Below are 12,125 nucleotides of genomic sequence, written 5' to 3' on the forward strand. Positions count from 1 at the left end.
CTGCGGTATAATGCCCACATCCGAATACAAGCGCTACAAAGGAGTATCTGCGCAATGCTCGATCTAACTGCCGGGTACGGCATGTTCCTCAGCGACGAACACGAAATGCTACGCCGCACGGTGCGTGATTTTGCTGAACGTGAAGTGGCTCCGCATATTCGTACCTGGGATCGGAGTGGCGGCGAACATACCGAGGGGCCAGAGGATCGCCCGCATATTCGCCCCATCCTCAAGCGTATGGGCGAGTTGGGTCTGCTGGGGATCTGTATCCCCCAGAAGTATGGCGGCGCAGGCATGGATTACCTCGCCCTCGCGGTGGTGTGTGAGGAGCTAGAACGGGTAGATAGCTTCCTGCGCGTGGTGATCAGCGTTCATACCGGCCTCAATTCGCTCTCGCTCTTCCAGTGGGGTAGCGCGGAGCAGAAACAGCGCTACCTCATTCCCCAGGCCAAGGGCGAACTACTCGCCGGGTACTGCCTCACCGAACCCAACTCTGGCACCGATGCCGTCGCCATGCAGGCCACCGCCCGCCGCGATGGCGATGACTACATCCTCAATGGCGAGAAGATCTGGATCAGCCTCGCCGATATTGCCGACACCTTCCTCGTGATTGCCAAGACCGACCCCACCAAGGGCGCACGCGGCATCTCGGCCTTTATTGTCGAGCGCACCATGCCGGGGGTCGCCTCCTACCCGCTGCACGGCAAACTCGGCATGCGTGCGGGCAATACCGGCGGCTTGGTCTTGCAGGATGTGCGCGTACCCCTCGCCAACCGCCTAGGTGAAGAGGGCGAGGGATTCAAGATCGCCATGGCCGCACTCGACAACGGTCGCTACACCGTCGCCGCCGGAGCCACCGGGCTGATCCAGGCCAGCCTCGAAGCCAGCCTGAAGTATGCCGAAGAGCGCCACAGCTTCGGTGGCCCCATCGCCGATCATCAACTAGTGAAGCGTATGATCAGCCACATGGTGCGCAAACTTGACACCTCGCGCCTGCTGGTCTACCGCGCCGGTTGGATGAAGAACCAGGGCCAGCGCAACACCCGCGAGACCACCCTGGCCAAGTGGCATGCGACAGTGAGTAGCTTCGAGTGCGCCGACGACGCCATCCAGATTCACGGAGCCTACGGCTACTCGGATGAGTACCCGGTGGAGCGCTACCTGCGCAATGCACGCGGCGGCATCATCTATGAGGGCACCCGCGAGCTACAGGAACTCTTGCAGGCCGATTTTGCCCTGGGGCGACGTATCAGTCCGCCGCTGCGCTGCGAGTTGCCGGCTTATGATCCCACCGAGTGGGGTGCATAGCGTCTTGGGGCGTAGCCCCAAACCCTATTTTTTTGTGTTTTTTGGCGGCTTCGCCGCCAAAAAACACAAAAAAAGATCTTCGGGGGCGGTGTAGCCACCCCAAACCCCCACCGAATGTAGTGAAGGACAACATACCCTCCCTTCAGACAAAAAATGATATAATGCACCGCGTCGGAGCAGGAGCAATCTAAGGAGATCACAGAATGCACATCGTTGTGTGTATGAAGCAGGTTCCCCGTGACAACTCGGTCAAGCTCAATGCTGACCTGAGCATCAATGCGGACGGCATCGAGAAGATTATCAACCTCTTTGATGAATATGCCGTCGAAGAGGGCATCACCTGGAACGAGAAGCATGGTGGGAAGTTGACGGTGCTCTCACTGGGCAACGCCGGCTGGACAGAACAGATCCGTCGCGCCCTGGCGATGGGGGCCACCGATTCGCTGCTGCTCAGTGATCCGGCCTTCACCAATACCGATACGCTGGGTGCTGCGCGTGCCGTCGCTGCGGCGATTACCAAACTGGGCGATGTCGATCTCGTCATCACCGGGCGCAACAGCACCGATGATGAGAGCGGTGCCTTCGCCCCGGCGCTCGCCCGTCACCTCGGCTGGCCCCAGATCACCTATGTGGGGAAAATCCAAGATGTTGACCCGGCGGCCAAGTCCATCACTGCCGAGCGCAACCTAGAGACGGTGATCGAGACCGTGCAAAGCCCGCTACCCGCCGTCGTGAGTGTGATCAAGGATATTAACAGCCCGCGTTACCCCTCCCTCTTGAAGATCAAGCGCGTCGCCAAGATCGAGCCGCCCGTCTGGAGCGCCGCTGATCTGGGCCTCAGCGCTGCCGATCTCGCCCCGACTGCCGCCCTGAGCGCCCGCACCCCCGCCCCCGCTCGCCCCAATGGCGAGATGATTACCGGGGCCGATGCTGCCGCCAAGGTTGCCGCGCTGGTCAATAAGCTCCTGGAGAACCAGGTTATTTAGGACGCTGCGTGCGATCCAAGGGAGGATAGAATGTCAGGCGTACTCGTATGTGTCGAGCAGGTAGGCGGCAAGATTGCCGCGATTACCCGTGAGTTACTCGGTAAGGGAAAGAGCCTCGCCGATGCCCTGGGTGGCCCCCTCGCTGCGGTGGTGGTCGGTGGCGATACCGGTGATCTGGCGGCGCAGGCCGTCGCCCTGGGTGCCGATACGGTCTATGTCGTCAGTGATGCGTCCCTGGCCAGTTACACCACCGATGGCTATGTCGCAGCGGCGAAAGCCGTCGCCGCACAGGCTCAGCCCGCAGTGGTACTGGCCGGTGCCAGCTTCCAGATGCGCGACTTCGGTGCCGCCCTGGCTACCGATCTAAACGCGGGCCTCGCGGTTGATGCCACCGATATTACGGTTTCCGGTGGTCAGATCAGCGCCGTGCGCCCCTCGCACGGTGGTAATGTGATCAACACCCTCGCCTTCGCCGCCGGACGCCCGGTGGTGGTGCTGGCGCGCAAGCAGAGCTTCCCCGAAGCTGCCGAGCAAGCTGGGCGCAGCGGCAACATCCAGAATGTCGCCATGCCCGCCACCAGCATCCGCACCAAGGTGGTGAGTGTGGCCCCCAAGAGCGGCGCGGTCAACCTCGCCGACGCCACGATCATCGTCAGCGGCGGGCGCGGCCTGGGCAACAAGGACAACTACTTCAAGCTCATTCCGCCCCTCGCCGAAGCGCTCGGTGCCGCCTATGGTGCCTCGCGTGCCGTGGTTGATGATCACTGGGTGCCCTACGAGCATCAGGTCGGCCAGACGGGCAAGACGGTTAGCCCGAAGCTCTATGTAGCCTGCGGGATTAGCGGGGCCATTCAGCACCTCGCCGGGATGCGCACCTCGCGCTCGATTGTGGCGATCAACAAAGATCCCGACGCCCCGATCTTCCGCGTTGCCACGTATGGCCTCGTTGGGGACGTGAATGAGGTGTTGCCGTTGCTGACCGAGCAGCTCAAGGCGCGCCTGGGGCGGTAGATCTGCCCCGTTCTTTTCACCGCAAAGGACGCAGAGGGGCGCAGAGGATCGGATAAAACACCATCCTCTGCGCCCCTCCGCGTCCTCGGCGGTTAAACCTCGACCTCTGCGCCCCTCCGCGTCCTTTGCGGTTATATACCATCTACCACCGAGGAGACGACAGAAAAAGAATCCTCTGCGCCCCTCCGCGTCCTCGGCGGTTATATACCATCTACCACCGAGGAGACGACAGAAAAAGAATCCTCTGCGCCCCTCCGCGTCCTCGGCGGTTAACCCCCATACACCCCCTCCAAACGCGGGATGATCGCCTGCCAATCATACTGCGAGACCACATGCGCCCGCCCCGCCGCCCCCAACCTGCGCCCCAACTCCCGATCTGCGATCAGGCGTAGCGTGGCCGCCGCGAACGCCGCCGGGGTTGCCCCCAACAACAGGTGTTTCCCATCCTCTAGCCCGATGATGCCCTCGGCCCCCATCGGCGTACTCACCACCGGCGCAGCCAGTGCGAGCGCCTCCAACAGCTTGAGCCGCGAGCCACCCCCGATGCGCATCGGTACCACGTAGGCCGCCGCCGCCCCAATGGAGGGCCGCACGTCATCCACTTCACCCACCACCACCACCGCGTCGCCATCGTGCAGCGCCCGCACCGCCGGCCCCGCCGCCCGCCCCACCACCACAAAACGCGCCGCTGGTTGCACGGCCCGAATGCGCGGGAGTACCTGCTGCACAAACCAGACCAGCGCGTCAATGTTGGGCCGGTAATCCAGCGTGGCCGTAAAGACCAGATCGCTTCCCCCCTCGCCTGTTCGCGCAGCGAACGGGCGAGGGAGGCCAGGGGGGGGAGGGTCATGCGGCGCAAAGTAACTCGTGTCCACCCCGTTGGGGATGACGTGCAGACTCGCCTGCGGTGCCAGCCGCGCCAGCGCCGCCTGATCCTCCGCCGACACCACCAACACCCGGTCATAGTCGCGCACCACGCGCCGCTCGTAGGCCACCAGTTTACGCCACTGCACCAGCGAGTAGACTCCGCCCAGCAACGCCCGTGGCGTGCCCGCCACACCGCGCCGTAGGTCACTCAGCGCCGCCCGCCGCTGCAACAGGTACTCGGCATTAAACTGATCCAGGCTGATCAGCGGCACCCCGAATTGGCGCGCCAACAGACCATAATCGGCCATCTCCAGGCTGGCCGCGTGAACCAGATCGAAACGCTCGGCGGCCAACAACCGACTCAGCGCCTCGCGGTAGGCCGGGGCGGCGTTGCGCAACGCCAGATCGGGCAGTCGGCTGGTAAGCGTCGCCCTAGCGCGCTGCGCGAGGCTGCGCGGCGGCGGTCCGATCACCGTTGCGAGGCGGCAATGCGCCCGCATGGGGGCCAGCGCCACCACCGCCGCCGCGTCGGAGGCAAAACTGAGACACGTGATGTCATGATGCTGAGCCAAGCCCCGCAGCAGGTTCCAGATACGCAACGCCCCGCCACCCCGTGGCGGATAGGCCGGGTAGGGCGAGAGAAAGAGGATCTTCATACGGCACTTTCAAAACCAAGCATCATCCGCGCCAGGGGCAGGTCGGGGATGATCGGGCGGATAGACCAGATAGACTGCTCCCGCCGAGTTGTTCTGCCAACAGGCCACAAACTGATCCGCTGGGTAGCGCCAGATGCTCTGCGCCATATCCCGGCTGGCCGGTTCTGCCACCGTGACCGCATCAGCATCCACGCCGATCAGCAGCGTGAGATGCCCGGCAGTCGCTCCCACCGCTCCTTCAAGCTCACCCTCCCGCCACGCAACGCTACAGACCACCGGAACCCCCGCCTGTACCCAGCGCGCCACTTGGTTCAGGCTGTGCAGTCGGGTGACATAGGCAAACAGCCCCAGGCTGGCCGCATAGGCGGTGTTGAAGACCCAGTTGCCGGTGCCCTCCCAGGCCGGATCATAGATCATCGGCACAAGCAGATCGGGTACACACGCAGGGGTGGTGAAGGCGGCCAAGCGCGGATCATCCAGGTGTGTGCGCCAATAGGCCAGACACATCCCCAGCGCCGTTGGGCTACACCAGCCCTCACCGTCGGGGAAACTGAGATACTGCGAGATGAGCAGCGGCATGGCGAGGGGCGACGGCCACACCTCCGGGGCCGGTGCTGCCGCCGCTGCGTCGCTGTTACAACTCACACACAAGGTCAGCAGATCGAGGTGCGGCAGCGCAACACCCGTCGGCGCACACAGCAATACCCGCACCTGGAGCGCATCAGCGGGAATGTTGAGCAAGAGCGTATCGGTCGCTATACACCCGATCTCATCCTGCTGGCTAGCAAAACTAGTCCGGCGGCTCGCTTCGGGTGCGGCATCCCAAGTGGCCACCCGATAGAACTTCGACCAGCCCTGCACCGTATGGGCGCGAAGCTGAATTTCGATCCAACTCCCAGTGGGTGTCGTGGCCCCCCAAGATGGAACGACCTCAGTCACCGCCGCAAGCGCCTCAACCGGCCCCAGCAAGGCTTGCTGGCACGCCGGGTCATCACCAGCCAGCACCGCTTCATGCTGCCAGGTAGCCATTTGGGGAACCGTATAGGCGATCAGGCAATGGTTCATGGTTCTTTTTGTGGTTTTTGTGGTGTTTTGGCGGCTTCGCCGCCAAAACACCACAAAAAAAGATCTCGGGGGCGGCTGTGCCGCCCCCGAACGCCCTAAAAGATCGGCAAATAGCGCTCTAACTCCCACTGCGACACATAGGAACGGTAACTCTCCCACTCCAACTGCTTCGCATCCACAAAACGCTCATAGACATTCGGCCCAATCGCGGCCTGAATGACCTCATCTTCGCGCAGCGCATCCAGCGCCGCACCGAGCGAACTGGGCAACATCGCCAGCCCCCGCGCCCGTGGATCGATGTGAAAGAGATCCTCTTCGGCTGCTTCACGCAGCGACAACTTGCGCTTGATGCCATCAAGCCCCGCCGCCAGCATCACCGCATAGGCCAAGTAGGGGTTACACGAAGGATCGGGGCAGCGCAACTCAATCCGGGTACTCTGGTTGCGCCCGTTGGTGATCCGTGGCACCCGCACCAACGCCGAACGGTTCGTGCGTCCCCACGAGATATAGATCGGTGCCTCAAACCCCGGCACCAGCCGCTTGTAGGAGTTGACCAGCGGTGCCAGAATGACACACATCCCGCGTGCATGCGCCAGCAACCCGGCGATAAAGTGGCGCGCAATCGGAGACAGCCCATATGGATCGTCAGGGTCGAAAAAGACATTCTGCCCCGTCGCCAGATCGACCAGACTCTGATGGACATGCATACCATTCCCATTCACCGTCGCCAACGGCTTGGGCATAAAGGTCGCATACAGGCCATTAATCTGCGCGATAGCCTTCAGCGCCACCCGCGCCGTAACGGTATGATCGGCAGCCCGCAGCGCCTCGGTCACCCGCAGATCAATCTCGTGCTGCCCGGCGGCCACTTCGTGGTGCGCCGCCTCAGTGACGATCCCCATCCCGCGTAGTGCCCGCACCATCTGGCGTCGAATGAGCGTTGCTTGATCAGTCGAGACATCAAAATAGCTCGCGTTATCATGCGGCAACGGCGTCGTCTGCTGCACACCATCACGGTGGAAGAGAAAGAACTCCAACTCCGGTGCCACATGAAAGCCATAGCCCAACTCCGCCGCCTGCCCCAATACCGAGGTGAGCACATGGCGCGGATCAGCCGTAAAGGGCGTCCCATCAGGGGTGTAGATATTACAGATGAACCGGGCGGTCGAAAGCCCGGCATGCTGATCCCAAGGAATGAGCGAATAGGTGCTCGGATCGGGCACCAGATACATATCGCTCTCGACCATCCGCGCAAAACCCTCAATCGAGGACCCATCAAACCAGACCCCATGATCAAGCGCATCGGGCAACTCCTCAATCGGAATCGTCACAGTCTTGACCATACCAAGAATATCGGTGAACTGGAGGTTGATAAACGCAACACTCTGTTCTTTTACTCGCTCAAGCAGTTCCTGGCGGGTAGTATCGCTCATGAGGTGGCACTCCTCTGGGTAAGTGGTTTTCTGGGTATTTCAGCCAGTTTAGCGTTTAGGCTTCGCAATCGAAACCCGCACCTGCTTGCCGCGCATGCTCACCCCATTCAGGATGTGCAGCACCTTCTGGGCATGTTCGTTAGGCACCTCCACGAAGGAGAAGCGGTCATAGATATCAATACTGCCAATGCTCTTACCCGAGAGGCCCACTTCATTGGCAATCGCGCCCACAATATCGGAGGGACGGATCCGGTCGAAGCGGCCCACATCAAGGAAGAGGCGCTGCATGCCCGGCTCAGAGCCAGCCGCGTCACCCTCAACACTGGTAATCGTATCATCCTGTTCCACCTCGTTGAGCAACAACTTAAAGGCCGCAGCGGCCAGATCAACCGCATCATGCTCCTCAGACATCTCCTCAACCATGAGGAGGTACGGGTCAAGATCGCCCTGTTCCAACACCTCACGCAGCGCATCGCGGAACGCCTCACGGCGGCGCGCCGCCACATCGGCCAGCGAGGGCAACTTCTGGCGCTGAATGCGGGATCGGCTGGCACGCTCAATAATCTGGAGCATACGCCGCTCACGCGGGGTGATCAGCGTGATCGCCAACCCAGTGCGCCCAGCCCGCCCGGTACGCCCGATGCGATGCACATACGCCTCTGGGTCGTTGGGCACATCATAGTTGATCACATGGGTGACATCGGGAATATCCAACCCACGCGCCGCAACATCGGTAGCCACCAACAACTCGGCCTGGCCCTCGCGGAAGCGCTTCATCACCCGGTCACGCTGGGCTTGGCTCAAATCGCCGTGCAGCACCTCAGAAAGATAGCCACGCCCTTGCAGGCTCTCACCAAGTGCATCAGCCTCGCTGCGGGTACGGCAGAAGATGATCGCCGAACTGGGCGTCTCCACATCCAGAATGCGGCACAAGGCATCAAGCTTCTCACGCGGCATCACTTCGTAGTAGGTCTGCCGAGTACGCGGTGTCGCAAGTTGTTCAGCCGCAATACTGATGCGCTTGGCATCCCTGGTATAACGCTGCACCAAGCCCTGCACCGCCTCCGGCATCGTCGCCGAAAAGAGCGCTGTCTGCCGTGTCTGAGGGGTCTGTTGTAAGATAAACTCAATATCCTCAACAAAACCCATATCGAGCATCTCATCGGCTTCGTCCAGCACCACCGTCGAGATCTGATCCAGCACCAACGTACCACGCCGCATATGATCCATAATCCGACCCGGCGTGCCAACGACCACCTGCACGCCCTGTTCGAGCGCTCGGAGCTGACGATAGATCGGCTGTCCACCATACACTGGCGCGACACTAATCCGCCGACCCTTGCCATATTTATAGATTGCCTCGGCCACCTGCATCGCCAACTCGCGGGTCGGAGCCAGAATCAGCGCCTGCGGCACCCGCTCATCACGCAACCGTTGGACAATCGGCAGCGCAAAGGCCGCCGTCTTACCGGTGCCGGTCTGCGCTTGAGCAATCACATCACTATTCAAGAGCATTACCGGAATGGCCTGCTCCTGAATAGGGGTCGGTTCATCATAGCCAAGATCCTTAAGTACATTCAGGATGGGTTCACTTAGGCCAAGTTCACTAAAGGTGGGCATCGAAGTTGTCTCATTTCTGTATCATCAACACGATCTCGCGTGATGCTATTGAAGCGTTAAGTTACTCGGATTATACCACTTGCGGTTAGCGCAGCCGCTAGGGTACGGCACGATAGTCAGGGCATGTGCAACCTTCGGTGGAGGTTCGAGGGCGACTTCACCGCCAAAACACAACAAAAATTGGGGTTTGAGGCGAAGCCCCAACAACGTTGCCCATGCCCTCGCACATGCACAAGAAGAATCAACAGAGCATAATATCTTGTGGTATGCTTGATGACAGTATAAAGGAACCCGCTATGTCGGATCGATCGCCAAGTTCGTCAATGATCCAGGGTTGGCAATGACGGTACACGAACAAATCCTTGTTGCCGATGATGATCCGGCCCTGTGCCTCTTGCTCCGCGAGACGCTTCAGGATGTTGGCTATGAGGTGCGTATCGCCAGTAATGGCGATGAATTGGTACGGATGGCCCAAGATCAACCACCCGATCTGCTGTTGGTTGATCTAATGATGCCCTTGATGGACGGATTTGAGGCCATCCGCCAGTTGCGCAATGATACCCGCACGGCGCATCTGCCGATGATCATTCTCACTGCACGCAGCACCTCATCGGATGTTGTTACTGGCTTTGATAGTGGGGCCGATGACTATATCATCAAGCCCTATGATATTGATGTATTGCTGGCACGCATCCGTAGCCACCTGCGGCGCGCAGCCCAACTCCCGGTGCGCAATCCGCTCACCGGCATGCCCGGCAATGTGCTACTCCAAGCCGAACTTGAACGTCAACTCGGTCTTGGCCATGCCTTCTCGTTGCTCTGGATTGACCTCGATAACTTTAAGGCATTTAACGATGCCTATGGCTTTGCACGTGGGGATCGTGCCATCCATCTCTTGGCCCATGTGATCACGGAGATCACCGCCCACGATGATTTTATTGGCCATATCGGTGGTGATGATTTTGCGATCATTCACTTTGGCAATGATCCAGAGGCTTTGTGTAAGCGCTTGATTGCTCGCTTTGATGAAAAAATGCGCACCCTCTATGATCCCGCCGATCTGGAGCGTGGGTACCTGCGCGGGATTGATCGCCATGGCGTCGCTCGCCAGTTTGGTCTGCTCAGCCTCTCAATTGCGGTGGTGAGTACCAATATCCGCTCCTTCACTAGTGTCGATCATCTCAGTCAGGTCTCAGCCGAGTTGAAGCAGGCCGCGAAACATATCTCTGGCAATAGCTATGTGCTCGACCGTCGCCACAATGTGGTACAAGTCCCCGAAATTCCGCAGGATCGGCGCGGCCAACAACGCCCCGAAGCCCTCCTGATCGAACCCAACGAAGCACTACGGGCCACTATCGCAACGACCGTGCGCCTCCAAGGCTACCGCCCAATGGTCGCGACCAATGTCGTGTCCGCCCAGGGTCTGCTGGCCCGCCATCCTAGCCCCGCCCTGCTGATCGCCAATAGCTCCGACCCCGGTGTCTGGGGGCTATGGAATTCGCTCCAGACCACAACACAGTTTATCGCTCTCGTTCCCAATAAGGAGGCCATCGAGGCTGCCTCTAAACGTGGGGCAAAAGCGGTCGTGATCATCCAGCATAACCTCGGTGATGTTACCGACCAACTCTTACTCCATGTTCCGCACGCAACGATCAGCGAGGCACTCGATGAATCCGAGCAGCATGAGGTGATCCGCGAGCTTGAGGCCCGTACCCGGATTCTTGAACGTGAGGCCAACGAAGATAGCCTCACCGGCCTCTTCAACCGCCGTTATGTAGATGCCCATATCGAAGAACTGGCCGCGACCTCAGTGCAACTACGTCATACGCTGTGTGCGATCATGGGTGATATTGATAATTTTAAGCAGGTGAATGATCAATTTAGCCATATGCTCGGCAATGATGTGCTGCGCACGGTGGCCAAACTCATGCGCCAGCAGACCCGCGAGAGCGACCTCGTCGCACGCTATGGTGGCGAGGAGTTTCTGATTCTACTCCCCAATACGCTCTTTGATGAAGCCGTGCTGATTGCTGAAGCGATCCGCAATGCGGTGGAGAGCTATTGCTGGTATGCCCTCGAACCGCGCCTACGGGTAACACTCAGCCTAGGGGTGGCGGTGTTGCGCAATGGTAATATCGAACAAATGATCGCTACCGCCGATCAGCAACTCTATGTCGCTAAACGCACCGGCAAGAACCGCGTCGCCTACTAAAATTCAATCCCCTTCTGGCCACGTATGCCCTGCTCGCGGTAGGGGTGCTTCACCTCGCGCATCTCAGTGACGAGATCAGCAAATTCCACTAGGCTCTCTGGTGCGCCACGCCCAGTAATGATCAGATGCAACATCGGTGGTTTATGCTCACGTAACCAAGCAATCACATCCTCAACATCAATCCAACCATACTGCAATGGGTAGGTGAATTCATCCAACAGCAAAACATCATAGCCGCCCTCGCGAATCATCTGCTGGGCCACCTCCCACCCATGCCGCGCCCTAGCTTGGCTCTCGTCTATATCACGGCTCTTCCAGGTAAAGCCATCACCCATTGGGGTTAGCTCAATTCCCATCCGCGCTAGGGCGCGCAGTTCACCATAGTTGGCATGCTCGTTCTTGATAAACTGCACCCCACCTACCCGCATCTCCCGCCCCCACGCACGCAGCAGAATACCGAGGGCGGCGGTGGTCTTACCCTTACCGTTGCCGGTATTCACGATCACGAGACCCTTGGTGTTGCGCTGCACTGCCTCTTGAGGGGCATCCGATGGTTCGGTCATATGTCTATCTCCCTATCCAAGCAACATCACCTCCGGTGGAGTTTGAGACTACGCCCCAGAGCCTCTTTTCTCTGATGTTGGCGGCGAAGCCGCCAACATCAGAGAAAAAAAGTTCTTCGGGGGCGGCTTCGCATCTCCCCAACCCCCGCCGGGAAACTCACAGCAATGAATGAACGAAAGCGAGCCACCTAATGCCCCGCCAAATCCTCCGCATTCATACCATGTGCCAGCAGCATGACCGCCGCATCCTGCTTGCAGTGCTCAACGATCTGCCCGGTGTCACCCATGTGCGCGCCAACCTCGCCGAGCACATCCTCTACATCGAACACACCGAGGCGCTCAGTTTGGCCACCATCCTACACACAATCCGCGATGCTGGGTATACGGCGAATGTGCTGGTCTGA

Annotated in this window: 10 protein-coding genes; 5 read left to right on the top strand and 5 right to left on the bottom strand. The window is 59.9% G+C overall.

The features are described from left to right. Positions 1 to 54: 54 nt before the first annotated feature. The 3 genes from EKD03_RS05780 to EKD03_RS05790 all read left to right on the top strand — a co-directional run bounded on the left by EKD03_RS05780 (position 55) and on the right by EKD03_RS05790 (position 3,305). Positions 55 to 1,308 (top strand): acyl-CoA dehydrogenase family protein, encoded by a 1,254-nt coding sequence (locus EKD03_RS05780; RefSeq protein ID WP_129628512.1) that lies wholly within the window; start codon positions 55 to 57, stop codon positions 1,306 to 1,308. A 203-nt stretch (positions 1,309 to 1,511) separates the two neighbouring features. Next, complete coding sequence (locus EKD03_RS05785; protein ID WP_129628514.1) at positions 1,512 to 2,294, top strand: electron transfer flavoprotein subunit beta/FixA family protein; 783 nt, start codon at positions 1,512 to 1,514, stop codon at positions 2,292 to 2,294. Between the two features lie 30 nt (positions 2,295 to 2,324). Then, positions 2,325 to 3,305 carry an electron transfer flavoprotein subunit alpha/FixB family protein gene (locus tag EKD03_RS05790; protein WP_129628516.1) on the top strand — a complete coding sequence of 327 codons (981 nt, stop codon included), beginning with the start codon at positions 2,325 to 2,327 and terminating at the stop codon, positions 3,303 to 3,305. A gap of 269 nt (positions 3,306 to 3,574) precedes the next feature. On the opposite strand, the gene EKD03_RS05795 is transcribed toward EKD03_RS05790, so the two are convergent. The 4 genes from EKD03_RS05795 to EKD03_RS05810 all read right to left on the bottom strand — a co-directional run bounded on the left by EKD03_RS05795 (position 3,575) and on the right by EKD03_RS05810 (position 8,946). Beyond that, positions 3,575 to 4,828, bottom strand: a complete 1,254-nt coding sequence (locus tag EKD03_RS05795; protein WP_129628518.1) for a glycosyltransferase family 4 protein — start codon at positions 4,826 to 4,828, stop codon at positions 3,575 to 3,577. A 9-nt stretch (positions 4,829 to 4,837) separates the two neighbouring features. Continuing rightward, positions 4,838 to 5,893 carry a C39 family peptidase gene (locus tag EKD03_RS05800; RefSeq protein ID WP_129628520.1) on the bottom strand — a complete coding sequence of 352 codons (1,056 nt, stop codon included), beginning with the start codon at positions 5,891 to 5,893 and terminating at the stop codon, positions 4,838 to 4,840. Positions 5,894 to 5,988: 95 nt separating this feature from the next. Then, positions 5,989 to 7,326 carry a glutamine synthetase family protein gene (locus EKD03_RS05805; protein ID WP_129628522.1) on the bottom strand — a complete coding sequence of 446 codons (1,338 nt, stop codon included), beginning with the start codon at positions 7,324 to 7,326 and terminating at the stop codon, positions 5,989 to 5,991. A 48-nt stretch (positions 7,327 to 7,374) separates the two neighbouring features. Beyond that, positions 7,375 to 8,946, bottom strand: a complete 1,572-nt coding sequence (locus EKD03_RS05810; RefSeq protein ID WP_129628524.1) for a DEAD/DEAH box helicase — start codon at positions 8,944 to 8,946, stop codon at positions 7,375 to 7,377. 340 nt (positions 8,947 to 9,286) lie between these two features. Between EKD03_RS05810 and EKD03_RS05815 the strand changes: the two genes are divergently transcribed. Then, positions 9,287 to 11,158 carry a diguanylate cyclase gene (locus tag EKD03_RS05815; RefSeq protein WP_161569192.1) on the top strand — a complete coding sequence of 624 codons (1,872 nt, stop codon included), beginning with the start codon at positions 9,287 to 9,289 and terminating at the stop codon, positions 11,156 to 11,158. Here EKD03_RS05815 and cobO read toward each other — a convergent pair. After that, the gene (cobO, locus tag EKD03_RS05820) at positions 11,155 to 11,721 is read right to left on the bottom strand and encodes a cob(I)yrinic acid a,c-diamide adenosyltransferase (protein WP_129628526.1); all 567 of its coding nucleotides are present in this window, start codon (positions 11,719 to 11,721) and stop codon (positions 11,155 to 11,157) included. The two genes, EKD03_RS05815 and cobO, sit on opposite strands and share 4 nt — an antisense overlap. A 191-nt stretch (positions 11,722 to 11,912) precedes the next feature. Here cobO and EKD03_RS05825 point away from each other — a divergent pair, with 191 nt between their 5' ends. Beyond that, a complete protein-coding gene (locus EKD03_RS05825; RefSeq protein ID WP_129628528.1) occupies positions 11,913 to 12,125 on the top strand; it encodes a heavy-metal-associated domain-containing protein in 213 nt (70 codons plus the stop codon).

Source organism: Candidatus Oscillochloris fontis, assembly GCF_004138135.1.
Lineage (GTDB): Bacteria > Chloroflexota > Chloroflexia > Chloroflexales > Chloroflexaceae > Oscillochloris > Oscillochloris fontis.